This window comes from Sphaerisporangium dianthi (genome assembly GCF_042654065.1).
GTDB lineage: Bacteria > Actinomycetota > Actinomycetes > Streptosporangiales > Streptosporangiaceae > Sphaerisporangium > Sphaerisporangium dianthi.
Genome location: NZ_JBHSFP010000008.1, coordinates 1 through 18232, shown reverse-complemented (window position 1 = coordinate 18232; position 18232 = coordinate 1). Strand labels below are relative to the sequence as shown.

Genomic DNA, 18232 nt, shown 5'->3' with positions numbered 1-18232 from the left:
ATCCGCCTCATCAACGTTCTGTCTCGGCCGCGTCACCACGCCTTACGCGTGGCACGGCGGCCCGTCTCGCGACCGGCGGAACTACTCCGCGGCCGGGACGATGCTCACGGCACGACGGCCGCGCTTGTTGCCGAACTGCACGTGGCCCGCGATCAGCGCGAACAGCGTGTCGTCCCCGCCACGGCCGACGTTGTCGCCCGGGTGGAAGTGGGTGCCGCGCTGGCGGATGATGATCTCGCCGGCGTTGACGAGCTGGCCACCGAAACGCTTGACCCCGAGCCGCTGGGCATTGGAGTCACGGCCGTTCCGGGTGGACGATGCGCCCTTCTTGTGTGCCATGGTTCGCTACCACTACTTCCCGGGGTTGATGGCGGTCACCTTCACCTGGGTGTACCGCTGGCGGTGCCCCTGGCGCTTCTTGTAACCGGTCTTGTTCTTGTACTTGAGAATGTGAATCTTGGGGCCCTTGGTCTCGCCGAGAATCTCGGCGGTCACCTCGAACTTGCCAAGCGTGGCAGCGTCTGTGGTGACGTCGCCGTCGTTGACGACGAGCACCGGCGCCAGCGACACCGTGGAGCCGACCTCACCGGCGACCTTGTCTACCTCGAGGACGTCACCGACGGAGACCTTCTGCTGCCTGCCGCCGCAACGAACGATCGCGTACACCGCGGAACCCTTCTTCTGGCTAATTGCTCGCTGAACGCTGCGCCTCTGCATCCAGCTCCCGTCGATACACACGACCGGCGAACCGGGTAGGCGCGCGAAGCTAGGCGCGCCACCGGACGCACCGATTGACTAGGATACCGGATTACAGGTGCCCTGGTCGAACCGGACGGAACGCCGGGTTGCCGACCTATTCGGCCGGCCCTGCCGGTCTGGTCGCCTTGCGGGAGCGTCGCCGACCCCGGGCGGAAGCCTGTGCGGCTTGCCCGTCATCGCCCGCAGAGCCGTCGAGCGCATCGGTCACACTATCACGACCGCCCTCGCCCTTCGCCGCGACCGCGACCCCGCCGTCCTTGATCGCCTTGTCGGCGGAGACGGCCTTCTCGAGCTTCTCGGCGACGGCCTTCTCGACCGCCATCTTGCCCTGGGTGGGCCTGGGCTCGATGGTCTTGGACTCCACCGGCTCGGTCGAGACGATCAGACCGCGGCCGTTGCAGCAGTCACAGGGCGTCGAGAAGGCCTCCAGCAGGCCCTGGCCCACCCGCTTGCGGGTCATCTGCACCAGGCCCAGCGAGGTGACCTCGGCCACCTGGTGCTTGGTGCGGTCGCGGGCCAGGCACTCGAGCATCCGCCGCAGCACAAGGTCGCGGTTGCTCTCGAGCACCATGTCGATGAAGTCGATGACGATGATGCCGCCGATGTCGCGCAACCTCAGCTGGCGGACGATCTCCTCGGCGGCCTCCAGGTTGTTCCTGGTGACCGTCTCTTCGAGGTTGCCGCCCTGGCCGGTGAACTTGCCGGTGTTGACGTCGACCACGGTCATCGCCTCGGTGCGGTCGATCACCAGGGAGCCGCCGCTCGGCAGCCACACCTTGCGCTCCATCGCCTTGGCGATCTGCTCGTCGATGCGGTAGGCCGCGAAGACGTCGCCGTCCTCCCACTTGGTGAGGCGGTCGGCCAGGTGCGGCGCCACATAGCGGACGTACTCGTCGACCGTGCCCCACACCTCGTCGCCGGCCACGACCAGCGAGGAGAAGTCCTCGTTGAAGACGTCGCGCACCACGCGGACGGTCAGGTCGGGCTCGGAGTACAGCAGCTCGGGCGGGCTGGCCGACTTGGCCTTGCGCTGGATGTTCTCCCACTGCGCCGAAAGGCGGGCGACGTCGCGGCTGAGCTCGTCCTCCGACGCCCCCTCGGCGGCGGTGCGCACGATCACGCCGGCGTTCTCGGGCATGACCTTCTTCAAGATGGCCTTGAGCCGGCTGCGCTCCTTGTCGGGGAGCTTGCGGCTGATGCCGGTCATCGAGCCGTCGGGCACGTAGACCAGGTAGCGGCCGGGCAGGCTGATCTGGCTGGTCAGGCGGGCGCCCTTGTGCCCCATCGGGTCCTTGGTGACCTGGACGAGCACCGACTGGCCGGACTTCAGCGCCGACTCGATGCGCTTGGGCTGGCCCTCCAGGCCCGCGGTGTCGAAGTTGACCTCGCCGGCGTACAGGACGGCGTTGCGGCCCTTGCCGACGTCGATGAAGGCGGCCTCCATCGACGGCAGGACGTTCTGCACCTTGCCGAGGTACACGTTGCCGACGTAGGACTGGCTGGCCTCGCGGTCGACGTAGTGCTCGACGAGCACGCCGTCCTCCAGCACCGCGATCTGGGTGCGGCCGCCCTGGCGGCGTACCACCATCACCCGCTCGACGCTCTCGCGACGGGCCAGGAACTCCGACTCGGTGATCACCGGCGGACGGCGGCGGCCCTGCTCGCGGCCTTCCCTGCGCCGCTGCTTCTTGGCCTCCAGGCGGGTGGAGCCGCGGAAGCCCTGCACCTCGTCCACCGAGACGGGACGACCGGCCCGGGGCGCGCGGATGCGCACCACGGTGTTCGGCGGGTCGTCGACGGTGGCCTCGCCCTCGTCGCCGCCCCTGCGGCGGCGCCGGCGGCGCCTGCGGGAGGAGCCGGAGTCGTCGTCGTCCTGGTCGCCCGCGTCCCCGGCCTCGGCGGCCGGCTGCGCCTGGTCGGCGGACGCGCCGCGCGCGTCCTCCTCGGCGTCCTCCGCCTCGTCGGTCTCGTCGGTGCCGCGGACCTTGACCCGGCCGCGGCCGCCCCGCCGCCGGCGACGGCGGCGACCGGCGGCGTCGTCCTGGTCGTCGTCCTCGTCGGAGTCGAGATCGGTGACGTCGGCGGCGTCCTCGGCCTCGGCGGGCTCCGCTTCGGGCTCGGGCTGGACGTACTTGCGGGGCTCTGGCACGACGGGCGGCACGGCCGCGCGCGGCTCGGGAGCCTGGAAGATCGGCTGGAACACCGCGGCGGGCGCCTGGAAGGTGACGGCCGGCGCGACGCGCGCCTCGGTGACGGCGCTCAGGCCGAACGGGTCGGCGAACACCGCGCCCTGCGGACGGGGCTCCTCGGCGAGGTCCTCGCCCGCGGGCTCGTCGTCCAGCGGCTCCTCGGCCGGCAACGACTCGATGATCTCGGGTGTGACCTGCTCGGACACGGCCGGCGGCTCCTCGTCCGCCGGAGCGGCGGACGGGCTCGCGGCGCCGGGGCGCTCGGTCACGGCCTCCGGAGCCTCGGCGGCCTTCCTGGTGCGCCTGCGCCGCGTGGGGGCGGCCTGCTCGGCGGCGGCGGCCTCCGGGGCGGTGACCTGCGGCGCCGGGGCGGCGGCCTCGGCCTCGACCACGGGCGCCGCCTCGGGCGGCGCGACGTGGTCCGCGGCTTCCTCGGCCGGCGCGGCGGCCTTCTTCGTCGTGCGGGAGCGCCGCGTGGCCGCGGGTGCGGCGGGGTCCTTGGCGGTGACGCGGCGCGACCGGGTGGCGCACTTCGCCGGCGCCTCGGCCGCGTCCGCCGCCTCGTCGGCCCGCACGGCGGCCTCGGCCGCCTCGTCGGCCCGCACGGGCGGTGCGATCTCGGCGCCGACCTCCGACCGGGGCGCGGGAACCTCGGCGACCGGCGCCGCCGGGGCCTCCGGCGGAGCGGTAGCAAGACCCGCGGCGCGCTCGGCCTCCTCGGGCGGTGGGCCCGCGGGGCGGCTCGCCGCCCGGCGCCGGCGGACCGGCTTGGCTTCCTGCTGCGCTGTTGTATCCCCGTCAGAGCCGTAGGCCCCGACAATGGGCTCGTTGTCGAGCATGCGGGCGTTCTCCCGTCAGGCTCCCGGGCGCGTCGCCGCGCCGCGCGGGAGCTCTCGTCTCTCGCTGTGCGCCGGACCGCCTCGCGGGGTCCGACGCCAAGTCCTATTTGTGGTCAGCGACGTGCCGCACAGCCGGTCCCGGCTCGCCGCCGCGAACGTCGCGGTCCAGGTCGAGCGGGTCGGCGGTCCCACCGGTGCGCGCGTCGAGCGGCCCCTGCGCCAGCCTGGTCACCGCGGGGGGTGACGGCGGCGCGAAATCAGCCACAAGTCGCAGACCCGTGAGCACGTCGTCGGGTCGAACGGCGGGCGTAACGTGCCGTACAACCATACGAAGTATCGCACATGGCGAGCTCGGCTCCCGGCCCGCCGCTTCTTCCGTCCCATCATGGGCCGTCAAAGCGATGACGGCCTCTCGCGCGTCGAAGCGGCGCAGGCCCTTCTTGGTCAGGCGTTCGACCTCGACACGCTCGGCGGCCAGGAACTTCTCGGCCGCGTCCTTGGCGGCCTCCGGGGCCGCCCCGGCAACGCGTACTTCCCAGACGGAGCACTCGAGCCGGTCGGCCAGGCTCCCTGCTCGCGCCTCGACGACGTCCAGCACGTCGAGCCCGGGTGGCAGCGACGCGTCGAGATCGTCGCGCAGCCGCGTGGGCTCGCACGGCGACACGACGCCGATCTCGAGATATTCGGCCTCGCTCGCCACCCCCGTGGGGGCGGCTCCCGCGTAGGAGATCTTCGGATGGGGACTGAATCCCGCGCTGAAGCCGACCGGAATGCCGGCCCGGCGCACCGCTCGCTCGATGGCGCGCGAAATGTCTCGATGACTGGTGAACCGCAGCCGGCCGCGCTTGGCGTAGCGCACGCGAAGGCGCTGCACCACGGGCGGGGGCGGAGGCCCATCAGGGACGGGGTTCTTCAGTTACGTGATCCTTTCTGGATGTGACCGGATGTCTCTACTGGTCAACGACGACCACCGGTGTTCGCTTCCATCGGCCGCGGCCGGCCGCCGCCGGCGGGGGGCCCGGGCGGTCAGACGACCGTGAGCGGAAGCAGCTTCCTTCCGGTGGGGCCGATCTGGATCTCGGTCCCCATGGTGGGGCAGACACCGCAGTCGTAGCAGGGGGTCCAGCGGCAGTCTTCGACCTCGGTCTCGCTGGTGGCGTCCTGCCAGTCCTGCCACAGCCACTCGCGGTCGAGGCCGGCGTCCAGGTGATCCCAAGGGAGCACCTCGACCTCTTCGCGCTCGCGCGTGGTGTACCAGTCGACGTCGACCGGCTCGCCGGCGAAGGCCTGCTCGGCGCCGGACATCCAGCGGGCGTAGGAGAAGTGCTCGCTCCAGCCGTCGAAGCGGCCGCCGTCCTCCCAGACGGCCCTGATCACCGCGCCGACCCGGCGGTCTCCCCGCGACAGCAGGCCCTCGACGATGGAGGGCTGGCCGTCGTGGTAGCGGAAGCCGATCGCCCTGCCGTACTCCTTGTCGGAGCGCATGGAGTCCCTGAGCTGCTTGAGCCGCCGATCGACGGTCTCATGGTCGCACTGGGCGGCCCACTGGAACGGGGTGTGCGGCTTGGGCACGAACCCGCCGATGGACACGGTGCAGCGGATGTCGCGGGAGCCGGTGGCCTCGCGGCCCGCCTTGATGACCTTCTTGGCCAGGTCGGCGATGCCGAGCACGTCCTCGTCGGTCTCGGTGGGCAGCCCGCACATGAAGTAGAGCTTCACCTGCCGCCAGCCCTGGCTGTAGGCCGTGGTGACGGTGCGGATCAGGTCTTCCTCGGTGACCATCTTGTTGATGACCTTGCGCATGCGCTCGGACCCGCCCTCGGGGGCGAAGGTCAGACCGGAGCGGCGGCCGTTGCGGGAGAACTCGTTCGCCAGGTCGATGTTGAACGCGTCGACGCGGGTGGACGGCAGCGACAGGCTGGTGTTGGTGCCCTCGTAACGATCGGCCAGCCCCTTGGCGACCTCGGCGATCTCCGAGTGGTCGGCGCTGGACAGCGAGAGCAGGCCGACCTCGTTGAAGCCGGACTCTTTGACGCCGGCCTCGACCATGTCGCCGATGGTGGTGATCGACCGCTCGCGGACCGGGCGGGTGATCATGCCGGCCTGGCAGAACCGGCAGCCGCGCGTGCAGCCGCGGAAGATCTCGACGCTGAACCGCTCGTGCACGGTCTCGGCCAGCGGGACCAGCGGCTTCTTCGGGTACGGCCACTCGTCGAGATCCATGACGGTGTGCTTCTGCACCCGCCACGGAACTCCGGACCTGTTGGGGGCGACCCTCTTGATGCGCCCGTCGGGGTGGTACTCGACGTCGTAGAACTTCGGGACGTACACCCCGCCGGTCGACGCCAGCCGCATGAGCAGCCCGTCGCGCCCTCCCGGGCGGCCCTCGCCCTTCCACTCGCGGATCACCTCGGAGATGGCGATGGCGATCTGCTCGCCGTCGCCGAGCACCGCGGCGTCCAGGAAGTCGGCGATCGGCTCGGGGTTGAACGCGGCGTGGCCGCCGGCCAGCACGATCGGGTCGTCCTCGCCGCGGTCGGCGGCGCTGAACGGGATGCCGGCCAGGTCGAGCGCGGTCAGCAGGTTGGTGTAGCCGAGCTCGGTCGAGAACGACACGCCGAGCACGTCGAACGCCCGCACCGGGCGGTGCGCGTCGACCGTGAACTGCGGCACGCCATGCTCGCGCATGAGCGCCTCGAGGTCGGGCCAGACGGCGTAGGTGCGCTCGGCCAGCGTCTCTGGCAACTCGTTCAGGATCTCGTAAAGGATCTGCACACCCTGGTTGGGCAGGCCGACCTCGTAGGCGTCCGGATACATCAGCGCCCAGCGGACAGATGCTTCATCCCAGTCCTTGACGGTCGAATTAAGCTCACCACCGACATACTGGATCGGCTTCTGCACGCTGGGCAGGAGCGCTTCCAGGCGGGGAAACAGCGACTCGACAGACATGCGTCTAAGGTTAGTTGCTGCCCGCCGCCCCTCGCACCAGCACACCCCTCCCGGCGCCTCCCATCGCGGTTCCCACGCCGCGCTCGGGACCCTCCCAATCGGGGCGGAAGGGCGGCTCAGAAGGGGCGTTCGCGTATGTGCACCGCCTGCAACAGGCCGAGGGCGAGCATGTTCGCGAACGTGGCGGTGCCCCCGTACGACACGAAGGGCAGCGGCACCCCGGTGATCGGCATGATCCCGATCGTCATGCCGACGTTGACGAAGGTCTGGAACGCGAACCAGCACACGATGCCGCCCACCGCCATCGCGCTGAAACGGTCCTCCGACCGGCGGGCGATGCGCAGTCCGCGGATCAGCACCACGCCCAGCAGCGCCACCACGGCGACCGCGCCCAGGAACCCGAACTCCTCCCCCACCACCGTGAAGATGAAGTCGGTGTGCTGCTCGGGGACGAACCGGCCGGTCGTCTGGCCGCCGTGGAACAGCCCCTTGCCGAACAGCTCCCCCGAGCCGATGGCGATCAGCGACTGCGTGCTGTTGTACCCGGCCCCGCGCGGGTCGTTGGCCGGGTTGATGAACGCCGTGAACCGGGCGATCTGATAGGGCTTGAGCAGGCCCAGCAGCCAGACGGCGGCCGCCCCCGCCAGGGCCAGCAGCGCGAGTCCCGCGATGTAGCGCTTGCGCAGGCCGGCGAAGATCATGGCCGCGGCCGTGATGACGGCCAGCACCATGGTGGTGCCGAAGTCGGGCTGCAGCATGACCAGCCCCATCGCGATGGCCGCCGCGGCGGCGCACAGCAGAAGGTCGAGCGGGCGTGGCCGGTCGGTGCCGGGCACGGGCTCGGCCAGCAGCGCGGCGAGCATGAGGATCAGCGCCGGCTTGGCCAACTCGGACGGCTGGACCGCGAACCCGCCGCCCAGCAGGATCCACGAGTGGGAGCCGTTGATCGTCGACCCGAGCGGCGTGATCACCGCCAGCAGCCCGAGCAGCGAGACCCCGTAGATCGCCGGCGCGTAGATGCGCAGCGTGCGCTGGTCGCCGAGGGCCGCGATGCCGAACAGCACCCAGCCGATCGCCAGGTTGAGCATGTGCTTTTTGACCATGCCGGTCGGCGCGCCCGCCGCCCAAGATCGCGTGGACGACCACACCAGCAGGGTGCCGATCACCGACAGCGCCATGACGGCGACGAGCAGGACGCCGTCGACGCGCCACACCGCCGACCGCGCGCCCATGGCCCGGCGCATGAACGACCGGCTCCGCGGGACGAGGGTCTGGCTCACTGCACCACCGTCCCGTCTCTGCTGATCTTCGGCAGGCGCTCGACGGGCTTGCCGCCGGGCAGGGCGGCCTTGCCCTTGATGCCGTAGATGCCCTCGTAGATCTCGCGGGCCGCCGGCGCCGCCGCCATGGCGCCCTGGCCGCCCTGCGAGACCGTGACGACGACCACGAACCGGGGGTCGCTCGCCGGAGCGAAGGAGGCGAACCAGGAGGTGTCCTCCTTGCCGTACACCTCGGCGGTACCGGTCTTGCCGCCGATCTTCACCACGTTCATCGGGAACCCGCTGAAGGCTCCGGCGGCCGTGCCGTCGGAGGTCACCTCGCTCAGGGCCGCGCGGATGTAGTCGCGGGTGCCCTTGTCGATCGGGAGCCGGCCGGTCACCGGCGCCTTGATCTCCTGCACGTGGGTGCCGTCCGGCCGGACGACCGCCTTGGCGATGCGCGGGCTGCGCAGCCGGCCGTCGCCGACCAGCGCGGCGTAGGCGGAGGCGAGCTGCAACGGCGTGACCAGCACGTCCCCCTGGCCGATGGAGAGGTTGGCGGCCTCCGCGGCCTTCCACTCGAACCCTTCCAGGCAGTTCTCGTTGGCCAGCCTCTTGAGGTACGCGGCGCGCCCGGGGTCCTTCTTCTCGACCTCGGGATAGCCGGTCTTGGCCCGCGTGCAGCTGAGGTGCCGCATCGCCGCCCACATCTCCTTCTTCCAGGCGCGGCCCGGAATGCGTCCCGGCACCTCCCCCGGCAGGTCGATGCCGGTCTTCCTGCCGAACCCGAACGCCTTGGCGGTGCTCGTCATCGGTTCCTTGGGGTGCTTCACGGGCTTCAGGCCGCCGTCCCGCCTCCACATCTCGTAGGCCGCCTTGTAGAAGATGGTGTCGCAGGACTTCACCAGCGCCGTGTGGAGGTCGAGCACGCCGAGGCCGATGCCGCGGAAGTTGTGGAACGCCGTGCCCGCCACGTCGAAGACGCCCGGGCAGTCGTACTTCCCCTTCAACGGGTAGCCGTCCCTGACCATCGCCGACACCGAGGACACCTTGAACGTCGAGCCCGGCGCGTACTGGCCGTGGGTGGCCCGGGAGATCAGCGGCAGCCCCGCCTTCTCCGAGAGCAGGTGCTGGTAGTCCTTCTCCGAGATGCCGCCCGCCCACACCGCCGGGTCGTAGGTCGGCACGCTGCCGATCGCGATCACCCCGCCCGTCTTCACGTCCAGGACGACGGCGGCGGCCCCGTCCGCCTTGGGGGCGTTCTTCATGGCCTTCGCCAGCGCCTGGTCGACGACCTTCTGCACGTTGGCGTCCATGTTGGTGATCAGGATGTCGCCGGGGACCGGGGAGGTCTGTCGCTCGACCCCGAGCACCTTGCCCATGCGGTCGACCTGCATCCGGCGCAGCCCCGGCGACCCGCGCAACGCCTCGTCGTAGACGAACTCCAGACCGTCCCGGCCGACCAGGTCGACGCCGGAGAAGTTCGCCTTGAGCTTCGACCGCTTCTTCAGCTCATCTTCGGTGACCGGCTGGAGATAGCCGAGGGTCTGGGACGCCCCCGCGCCGAGAGGGTATTCGCGCACGGCCTGCACCTCGGCCATCACGCCCGGGAAGTCCTCCTGCCGCTCCAGGATCTGCAGCGCCTGCCGCGGGTCGACCTTGTCGTCGATGGGGATCGGCGAGTAGAGCGACCCCGGCCAGCACGGGCGCGTCACGTGCGGTCCGCACGGCCGGATGCGCTCGCGCAGCTCCTTCACCGGCCGGCCGAGCACCGCCCCGAGCCGCTTGAGCACCGCCACGCCGCCGTCGGGCATGCGCTCGATCTCCGCGCGGTCCACCGAGACGACCAGCGCCGTGCGGTTGCGGACCAGAGGCCGCCCGCTGGCGTCCAGGATCGGCCCCCGCACGGCGGGAACGATGACGTCGCGCGTGCGCGTCTCCGTGGCCGCCACCACGAACTTCGGGCCGCGCACGACCTGCACCTGCCACAGCCGCACGGTCAGCACCGCGAGCAGCGTCAGCACGAGGAACTGCACCACCACGAGCCGGGCGCGGACGCGGTTCACACACGCCTCCGGACCGGGTAGGCCCCCGTCGGCACGGCCTCGCGCCTCCCGCGTTCCCCGGTGGCGCGGGCCACCACCCAGAACATCACCGCCGCTATGGCGAGGTTGTACATCACCATCGACGGCCACAGGCCGAACAGCACCGCCCAGTCGACGCGAGGATCGCCCAGCAGGCCGCCGATGCCCGCCGCCAGCAGAGGCGCGAGCATCACCATGAAGATCATGACGACGGCCCCGAAGCCGGGCGCCCGCTCGGCGGCCCGGCCGACCGTGTACCCGACCAGGCAGAACACCAGCGCGTACTGGCCGATGACATGAGCGGCCGGCGGCAGGATGTCGGCGACCAGACCTGCGGCGAAGCCGATGCCCGCACCGGCCACAGCGCCGCGGGCCAGGGCGAGCGCCACCACGCCCATCAAGATCAGATCAGGGCCCCCGCCACCGGGCAGGGGCAGGCGGTTCACGACCGTCACCTGCACGATCATGATGAGGCCGGCGAGCAGCATCACCGCCATCCCTCGCATCACGCCTTCATGTCCTCTCGCCCACCGGTTCCCACCCGTTCAAGCCCCGCCCCACGCCCCGGGCGGCTACCCGCCGCGCGGCGGCGTCGCGCCGTCAGTCATGCCTCTTGGCCGCCCTTTCCTGCCCGCCCGTCCTTTCGGACGCCCGCGCCCGCCCGGTGGCGCCGCCCGGCGGGTGCGGGCCGGCGCCCGCCCGGCGGGCCGCGAGCGCCGGCCCGGCGTGCCCGGCGGGCGCGTGGGCCGGACGCCGGTGCATGCCGCGCTGTTGCTCGCGAGCGACGTCATTGTCCTCGTCGGCGTCCTCCCTCTGCCGTGCCCGCGACGACGGCGAGGAGGACGGGGCGGACGACGCCCCAGGCGCCGGCGGTGTCACCGCGGGCGGGGCGGACGGCGGCGGCGCCGCGGGAGGAGCGGACGCGCGGGCACGGGCCGCCTTCGGGGGCGGCGGAGGCAGCATCGCGTCCCGGGGGTCGCGCTGCGGCGCCCGCACCACCACCCCGACGACGTCCAGGGCCGTGAAGTCCACGAACGGCTTGGCGTACGCGACGCGGGTGAGCTCGCCCGGGGTGGGCTCCACGCGCTCGATGACGCCCACCGGCAGGCCGGGCGCGTACGGGGTGCCGTGCTGGGAGCCGAAAGTGACGATGCGGCGGCCGACCGCCAGCGTCGCCGTGGAGTCCAGCACCCTGAAGCGGACGAGACGCCCCGCCGCCGGCCCCAGCCCGGTGACCACGCCGATCTGGTTGCCGCCCTCCAGCCGCGCGCCCGCCGCCGAGGCGGGATCGGTCAGCAGGACCACCGTCGAGGTCGACGGACCGGCGTGCACGACCCGGCCGACCAGGCCGTCCCCGCTGAGCACGGTCATCTCCCTGCGAACGCCGTCGTCGCGGCCCGCGTCGATCTCGACGGCGTCCTCGAACCCCGGCACACCCCGCCTGGCGATCACCTGGGCGGCGACCACGCGGTACCCGCCGAGCCCGGACAGCCCGAGCATGCCGGCCAGCTCGGCCGACCTGCGCCGGTCGAGGCTGTTGGCGGTCGCCTCGCGTCTCAGCCGGGCGTTCTCGGCGCGCAGCGCCACGAGCTGCCGCTTGTACTCCGGGGCGGAGGAGAAGGTGCCGACGAACTCGCCGACGGGCCGCGTGACCCCCGTCCCCGCCTCTTCCGCGACGCCGAACAGCGACGACGCCACCGTACGGACGGGCTCGAACAAGGAGTCCTCGCGCTGCCGGTGATCGATGGTGATCAGGACGAGCGCCGCGGCCAGCAGCAGGCCAAGGATCAACCGCGCACGGCGGGTATCCCTCATCAGTGTCCCTGCTCCATCAGTGTCTCGGCTCCGGCACCAGCACCTGCTGCAGGACCTCGAACTCCTCGACGCACTTGCCCGAGCCGAGCGCCACGGAGTCCAGCGCGTTCTCCACGAGGTGGATGGGCATGCCGGTCTCGTCGCGCAGGCGGTCGTCCATGCCCTTGAGCAGGGCGCCGCCGCCGGTGAGCGCCACACCGCGGTCCATCAGGTCGCCCGAGAGCTCGGGAGGGCACTTGTCCAGAGTGGACTTGACCGCGTCGACGATGATCTTGAGGGGCTCCTCGGTGGCCTTGCGGATCTCGTCGGCCGAGACGACGATCGTCTTGGGCAGCCCGCTGACCAGGTCGCGCCCCCGGATCTCGGCATGGCAGTCGTCACCCGTCGGGCACGCCGAGCCGATCGCGATCTTGATCTCCTCCGCGGTGCGCTCCCCGAGCATCAGGGAGTATTCCTTCTTGGCGAACGCGATGATCGCCTGGTCGAGCTCGTCGCCCCCGACGCGGATGGACTGGCTCGTCACGATGCCGCCCATCGAGATGATCGCCACCTCGGTGGTGCCCCCGCCGATGTCGACGACCATGTTGCCGGTGGGCTCGTGAACGGGCAGCCTGGCGCCGATCGCGGCGGCCATCGGCTCTTCGATGATGTAGACCCGCCGCGCCCCGGCCTGGTAGCCCGCCTCTTTGACGGCGCGCTGCTCGACTCCGGTGATGCCGCTGGGGACGGCCACGATGATGCGCGGCTTGGCGAAGTGACTGCGTTTGTGCACTCGTTGGATGAAATAGCGCAACATGCGCTCGGTGACGTCGAAGTCGGCGATCACGCCGTCCTTCAGCGGGCGTATCGCCACGATGTTGCCGGGCGTCCGGCCAATCATCCTCTTGGCCTCGATGCCCACTGCCACGATCTTGCCGGTCGTCGTGTTGATCGCGACCACCGACGGCTCGTTGAGCACGATGCCGCGCCCGCGCACGTACACCAAAGTGTTGGCGGTGCCCAGGTCGACGGCCATGTCACGGCCGAGGAATGCCAGCTTGCTGCCCATGGGGAAGGAAACCTTCCTTCAGGTCGTTCGCGAGAGATTACGATTCGCATTCGAATCGTAACGTGACGTACCCACTCGTGAGGGCAACGAGCCACGCGACCGGAGAAAAATTGGTGTCCTTTACCGGGCGGCACCGCTTCGACCTGCACTGATACCCCGGCAACGCGCGAGGCCCCGGCGCGTCACGCACCGGGGCCCCGCGAAGCCGCACATGAGCCACTCGACGCCGACCTCGCGAGACGGCCGGAGACCGAACCGCGGAGACGTCGGGGACCGGACCTCAGAAACGGTCAGGGAAGAAGATCTTGACCTCACGGGCCGCCGACTCCGGCGAGTCGGAACCGTGGACGATGTTCTCGCCGATCTCCAGGGCGTGGTCGCCGCGGATCGTGCCGGGAGCCGACTTCACCGGGTCGGTGGCGCCGGCCAGGGCGCGAAACGCCTCGATGGCGCGCGGGCCCTCCAGGACCAGAGCCACCAGCGGGGCCGAGGTGATGAAGTCGACGAGCTCGCCGAAGAACGGCTTCTCGGAGTGCTCGGCGTAGTGGGCCTTGGCGGTCTCGACGTCGAGCGTGCGGAGGTCCATGGCCACGACCTTGAGGCCCTTGCGCTCCACGCGGGCGATCACGTCACCGATGAGGCCACGGCGGACACCGTCGGGCTTGATCAGGACAAGCGTGCGCTCGGACACAGATATCTCCTTCGTTGTGTTCGCCGGCCGGCGCGCATGGCCACCGGCGAATAGGGGAAGCGTGTGCGCAGCTTACCGGCCCACCCCGCCGTCACCGTCCTTCGGCTTCCGCCGCCCGCCACGGACGCCCTTGACCGTGCGCCCGTGCGCCCGCAGGCCCGCAGGCCCGCAGGCCATGGTCGCCGAACCGGCGGCCTCAGCCGCGGCAGCCTGGTCACCGAACCAGCGGCCTCAGTGGCAGCCTGGTCACCGAACCAGCGGCCTCAGTGGCAGCCTGGTCACCGAACCGGTGACCTCAGCGGGCGGAGTCCGGGTCACCGTCCGTTCCCCGAGTGCGCTCGGGAGAGGGACCGGACGACGGAATGACCGGGAGCACCGCGGTGTCAGAGCCGCCGGTCTGGGGCCCCGGCTCATCGGCCGGAGGATCCACGGGCGGAGTCCGAGGAAACGCAGGACGCGGAGACGCCGGAGCCGCAGGAAGCGCCTCCGAGGTCGAGAAGTCCATGGCCTGGAAGGGCATCGTGTGGGCGTCCCGCTGTGACGCGACCTTGACGTCGGACCCCCGTGATGTGGATCTGCGCGGCGACCTCGACACATCGTCGGCCTCGCCCGGGGCCATGGAGGGCGTCTTCACCGGCATGTCCCGGGGCACGGCGAGGTCGCCGTCGCCGTCACCGACGGTCGTGGCGACCGTGTCGTACCCCCGGCGTGCGAGCACGGCCCCGAGGACCAGCGCGATGACGACGGTGAATCCGGCGACCAGCGCCCAGATGTGCAGCGCCCCGACGAACCCGTCGACCATGGCCTGCGGGGTGACCTGGCCCGACGAGCTGACCGCACGCAGCCGGCCGACCTGGATGCCGGTGCCCAGCAGGAACCCGCAGAGGACGGCGGGGAAGCATAAGGACAGGCCGAACAGCGCGGCTCGGTACCCCGCGCCGCGTACCGCCGAAACGACCGCCACCGCCGCGCCCGCCGCGAGCAGTGAGAACGGCATGACCAGCGGCATGCCCGACGTGGAAGGGACGAACAGCCGCACCGCGCACAACCCGACCACCATGGTGACCAGGCCGACTCCGACGAGCTTCTGCGCCGACCCGAGCCCGGCCCGTCCGGCAGCCGACGCGGCCACGAACGCGATCACGGTGGCGAGCCCGAACGGCACCCACAGCCCTGAGAGCCCGGGACCGCCGAGACCACCGAGTTCGACGTACGTCACCTGGGCGGCGGTCGGCAGCACGACCAGGCCGACGGCGATCATGACGAACGAGACGACGCGGCCACCTGGGCCTTCGACCCGGCCGAGCCCCGCCATCGCCAGCAGCGTCACCACCGCGATCGCCGCGGCGGCCAAGATGACGCCGGAGGGCCAGTCGAAGGTGGTGCCGAAGGCCAGCACGGCGATGCCCGCCGACAGCCCGGCGGCCGGCCCGAGATGCGCGCGTCCCGCGGAGTCAGGGCCCGCGGAGTCAGGGCCCGCAGAGTCAGGGCCGGCGGAATCCAGGCCGGCGAGGTCGAGAGCCATGATGTCCGGACCCATGGAGTCGGGACCCGCGGACGCGGCGGTGGACGCGGTGGACGCCGAGGGCTCCCGCACCGACCGGAGCGCCCTGCCAGGACCGTCGTCATCGGCCCCAGCGGGCCCCCCGGCCTCGTCCATCGTGCGCGAGGACATCCGCAGGGGCGGCACGGCGTCGGTCGCCGCACGCCAGAGGACGAGGTGGATCGCGGCCAGGGCCAGCGCCACACCGGTCAGCAGCGGATAGGGCTGAAGGGTCACTCGCCAGGACGTCACCGCGTCAAGGGGCCAGAGCGCCAGAGCCTGCGCCGCCAGCAGGCTGACGGCCAGCGCCGCCGCCCAGAACGGCACCAGGACGTCACGGGAGGCGCCTGGGCGCTGATACCCGGCGGCGAACGTCGCCGGGATCAGCACGCCCGCGCCGACGCCGTGCAGGACGCGCAACACACCGACGGCCGCGGTCGAATCGGCGAAGCCGCCGGCCACATCGGCCAGGGCGAGGCACGCCAACCCCGCCAGCAGCATCGAGGCCACGCTGAACCGTCTCAGCGCCACCCCGGCGAGCGGCACCGTGCAGAGCATCACGGGAAGGGCGAGACCGTGGGCTCGCAAGATCCACACCCCTGCGAGATCGGCCGGGAGCAGCGCGGAGACCACGGAGATGGTGTTGGGCACCACGACGATCGCCAGCGGAAGCGCGATCGCGGTGAGGAGCCCGACGACGACGTCGAGCACCAGCGGCAGACGATTGATCCGGCCAAGTGTCGAGAGACCTGCGGCCTGAAGGGGGGGTACGGCCATACTGGCCGACTTTAGCGCTAAGTCACTCCCTCGACACGACGAGCGACGAAGATTGCCGTGGCCCAAAGTGCCGTGAAGATCAGACCGAGAAAGAACATCATCGGGACCAGGAATCCCGTGGCGATGGCCAGCACCTGCAGCGCGCTGCCCGCGATGTAGGCGAAGGGGCGTTTGAGCAGGCCCGTCACCACCACGCATGCCAGCGCGAGCCCGATGCCGACCGTGACGGCCACGGCGGGAGGAACGTCGTTGACCATGATGGCCACCGGCGTGATCAGCCCCAGCACGATGGCCTCCATGCCGAGCACGCTGGCGCACAGCCGTCGCATCCCCGGCGTGACAGCGATGTTCACGCCCCGATCCCTTCCACGACTCCGCGGCTCACTGCTCAGCGCCGGCCTTCAGCAGCAGGCGGGCGTCGCCCACGGTGACCACGGAACCGGTGATGAGCACCCCCGCTCCGGCGAACTCGCCGGTCTCTTCCGCAAGCCCCATGGCGGTGTCGATGGCGTCGTCGAGCCGGGCGGCCTGGTGGACGCGCTCGCCGCCGAAGACGTCCTCTGCCAGCGCGGCCAGCTCGTCGGGGTCCATGGACCGGGGTGAGGAGTTACGCGTGACGACGATCTCCTCCACGATGGGCTCGAGCAGCTCCAGCACGCCGGCCACGTCCTTGTCGGCCATCACCGCGACCACGGCGATGAGCCGGGTGAAGCCGAACGACTCCTCCATGGCCTGCACGACCGCCTGCATGGCGCCGGGATTGTGCGCGGCGTCCACGATCACCGTCGGCCCGCGCCGGACGACCTCCAGGCGCCCCGGTGAGGTGACCGTGGCGAACGCGCGCCGCACCAGCTCGCCGTCGAGCGGATCGTCCCCGCCGGTGAGCGCCTCCACCGCCGCGAGGGCACAGGCGGCGTTGCCGCCCTGGTGCTCCCCGTAGAGCGGCAGGAAGATGTCCTCGTAGACGCCCTTGAGCCCCTGGAGGCGGAGCATCTGACCTCCCATGGCCAGCTCTCGGTGCACCACCCCGAACTCCAGGCCCTCACGGGCCACCGTCGCCCCGGTCTCGGCCGCGCGGCGCATGAGGATCTCGGCCGCCCCGAGCGGCTGCTGCGCCAGCACGGCCGTCGAGCCGGGCTTGATGATGCCGGCCTTCTCTCGTGCGATGGCGTCGATGTCGGGCCCGAGATATTCAAGGTGGTCGAGCGAGATGGGGGTGATCACGGCCACGGCCCCCTGTGCCACGCTGGTGGAATCCCAGGTTCCGCCCATGCCGACCTCGATGACGGCGACGTCGACCGGCGCGTCGGCGAAGGCCGCGTACGCCATCGCCGTGAGCGTCTCGAAGAACGACAGCCGTCCTTGCTGCTGGTCGACGAGTTGCAGGTAGGGCAGGACATCCTCGTAGACCTCGGTGAAGCGCTCCTCGCTGAGGGGCTCACCGTCGAGCGTGATGCGCTCGCGCATGGACACCAGGTGAGGGCTCGTGAACCGGCCGACCCGGAGGTTGCGCTCACGCAGCAGGGTGTCGATCATGCGTGCCGTACTCGACTTGCCGTTGGTGCCGGTGATGTGCACGACCGGATAGGCCTGCTGGGGCTGGCCCAGCATGTCCATCAGGACGTTGATCCGATCGAGAGTGGGGTCGATATCCCACTCCACACCCCGCTGCAAGATCGCCTTTTCGACCGCCTGGTATTCCACACCAGAAGCCTACTGACCACACCCCACCACCCACGCAGCCCCCATCATCCAGGCACTCCGCCGGGCGCTGCGGACACGCCAGGACGGCGACCGGTTCGCCGGCCTGGCGTGCGGGCGGAAAGCCGACGACCACAGGCCCCGGAGCGAGAACGGAAGGAGGGGAGACCCCGCGGTCCAGGCCCCGAGAAGCGAAACCCTGACCCGGGAACCGTGGGCGGGAAGCGGCGTGGAGCGGGAGGCGTGGAGCGGGAGGCGTGGAGCGGGAGGCGTGGAGCGGGAGGCCGCCGGAGCGAAGAAAGGGATACAACGGGAAGATCCCGAAAGCACAGAAAAGCCGAAGAAGGCGAAGGAAACCGAAAAGGCCCCGGCGACAGGGATCAGCGACCGAGAAGAGCCCTGAAACGCAGGAAAGCCACCCACACCGTGGATGGCTCTCCCTGCATACTGTCTACCTATAAAATTTTGTCCGGCGGTGTCCTACTCTCCCACACCGTCCCCGGTGCAGTACCATCGGCGCTGGAAAGCTTAACTTCCGGGTTCGGAATGTAACCGGGTGTTTCCCTTCCGCTATGACC

General features: G+C 70.9%; 14 protein-coding genes and 1 rRNA gene. All 15 read right to left on the bottom strand.

All coding sequences use genetic code 11. The annotated features are described in order from the left end of the window. Positions 1-81: 81 nt before the first annotated feature. Positions 82-339 carry a 50S ribosomal protein L27 gene (rpmA, locus tag ACFO60_RS14200; RefSeq protein WP_380840630.1) on the bottom strand — a complete coding sequence of 86 codons (258 nt, stop codon included), beginning with the start codon at positions 337-339 and terminating at the stop codon, positions 82-84. Between the two features lie 12 nt (positions 340-351). Beyond that, positions 352-666, bottom strand: coding sequence for a 50S ribosomal protein L21 (gene rplU, locus ACFO60_RS14195; RefSeq protein ID WP_189165292.1), 315 nt, complete (start codon positions 664-666; stop codon positions 352-354). A 187-nt stretch (positions 667-853) separates the two neighbouring features. Next, positions 854-3787 carry an Rne/Rng family ribonuclease gene (locus tag ACFO60_RS14190; RefSeq protein ID WP_380840629.1) on the bottom strand — a complete coding sequence of 978 codons (2934 nt, stop codon included), beginning with the start codon at positions 3785-3787 and terminating at the stop codon, positions 854-856. A 103-nt stretch (positions 3788-3890) separates the two neighbouring features. Then, positions 3891-4646 carry a TIGR03936 family radical SAM-associated protein gene (locus tag ACFO60_RS14185; protein ID WP_380840628.1) on the bottom strand — a complete coding sequence of 252 codons (756 nt, stop codon included), beginning with the start codon at positions 4644-4646 and terminating at the stop codon, positions 3891-3893. A 167-nt stretch (positions 4647-4813) separates the two neighbouring features. After that, on the bottom strand, positions 4814-6736 hold the full coding sequence (locus tag ACFO60_RS14180; protein WP_380840627.1) for a TIGR03960 family B12-binding radical SAM protein: 1923 nt from the start codon (positions 6734-6736) through the stop codon (positions 4814-4816). Positions 6737-6852: 116 nt separating this feature from the next. After that, positions 6853-8016, bottom strand: coding sequence for a rod shape-determining protein RodA (rodA, locus tag ACFO60_RS14175; protein ID WP_380840626.1), 1164 nt, complete (start codon positions 8014-8016; stop codon positions 6853-6855). Further along, positions 8013-10061 (bottom strand): penicillin-binding protein 2, encoded by a 2049-nt coding sequence (gene mrdA / locus ACFO60_RS14170; protein ID WP_380840625.1) that lies wholly within the window; start codon positions 10059-10061, stop codon positions 8013-8015. Before mrdA ends, rodA begins: the two co-directional genes overlap by 4 nt. Then, a complete protein-coding gene (gene mreD / locus ACFO60_RS14165) occupies positions 10058-10585 on the bottom strand; it encodes a rod shape-determining protein MreD (protein ID WP_380840898.1) in 528 nt (175 codons plus the stop codon). Before mreD ends, mrdA begins: the two co-directional genes overlap by 4 nt. 94 nt (positions 10586-10679) lie before the next feature. After that, positions 10680-11894, bottom strand: a complete 1215-nt coding sequence (gene mreC, locus ACFO60_RS14160) for a rod shape-determining protein MreC (RefSeq protein WP_380840623.1) — start codon at positions 11892-11894, stop codon at positions 10680-10682. A gap of 16 nt (positions 11895-11910) precedes the next feature. Then, positions 11911-12942 carry a rod shape-determining protein gene (locus ACFO60_RS14155; RefSeq protein ID WP_380840621.1) on the bottom strand — a complete coding sequence of 344 codons (1032 nt, stop codon included), beginning with the start codon at positions 12940-12942 and terminating at the stop codon, positions 11911-11913. 280 nt (positions 12943-13222) lie between these two features. Further along, positions 13223-13633 carry a nucleoside-diphosphate kinase gene (ndk, locus tag ACFO60_RS14150; RefSeq protein ID WP_380840620.1) on the bottom strand — a complete coding sequence of 137 codons (411 nt, stop codon included), beginning with the start codon at positions 13631-13633 and terminating at the stop codon, positions 13223-13225. Positions 13634-13928: 295 nt separating this feature from the next. Next, the gene (locus ACFO60_RS14145; RefSeq protein ID WP_380840619.1) at positions 13929-15953 is read right to left on the bottom strand and encodes a hypothetical protein; all 2025 of its coding nucleotides are present in this window, start codon (positions 15951-15953) and stop codon (positions 13929-13931) included. Positions 15954-15970: 17 nt separating this feature from the next. Continuing rightward, positions 15971-16306: a DUF4233 domain-containing protein gene (locus tag ACFO60_RS14140; RefSeq protein WP_380840618.1), complete on the bottom strand. Its 336-nt coding sequence runs from the start codon at positions 16304-16306 to the stop codon at positions 15971-15973. A gap of 28 nt (positions 16307-16334) precedes the next feature. After that, positions 16335-17657, bottom strand: coding sequence for a bifunctional folylpolyglutamate synthase/dihydrofolate synthase (locus ACFO60_RS14135; RefSeq protein WP_380840617.1), 1323 nt, complete (start codon positions 17655-17657; stop codon positions 16335-16337). Positions 17658-18121: 464 nt separating this feature from the next. Then, positions 18122-18232: ribosomal RNA gene (gene rrf / locus ACFO60_RS14130) — 5S ribosomal RNA — on the bottom strand; the annotation flags it as partial.

Bases quoted from the DNA above. Each gene is read 5' to 3' on its own strand.
- rpmA (WP_380840630.1), bottom strand. From the start codon at position 339: ATGGCACACAAGAAGGGCGCATCGTCCACCCGGAACGGCCGTGACTCC.
- ACFO60_RS14145 (WP_380840619.1), bottom strand. From the start codon at position 15,953: ATGGCCGTACCCCCCCTTCAGGCCGCAGGTCTCTCGACACTTGGCCGG.
- ACFO60_RS14190 (WP_380840629.1), bottom strand. From the start codon at position 3,787: ATGCTCGACAACGAGCCCATTGTCGGGGCCTACGGCTCTGACGGGGAT.
- ACFO60_RS14180 (WP_380840627.1), bottom strand. From the start codon at position 6,736: ATGTCTGTCGAGTCGCTGTTTCCCCGCCTGGAAGCGCTCCTGCCCAGC.
- mreC (WP_380840623.1), bottom strand. From the start codon at position 11,894: ATGAGGGATACCCGCCGTGCGCGGTTGATCCTTGGCCTGCTGCTGGCC.
- ACFO60_RS14155 (WP_380840621.1), bottom strand. From the start codon at position 12,942: ATGGGCAGCAAGCTGGCATTCCTCGGCCGTGACATGGCCGTCGACCTG.
- mreD (WP_380840898.1), bottom strand. From the start codon at position 10,585: ATGCGAGGGATGGCGGTGATGCTGCTCGCCGGCCTCATCATGATCGTG.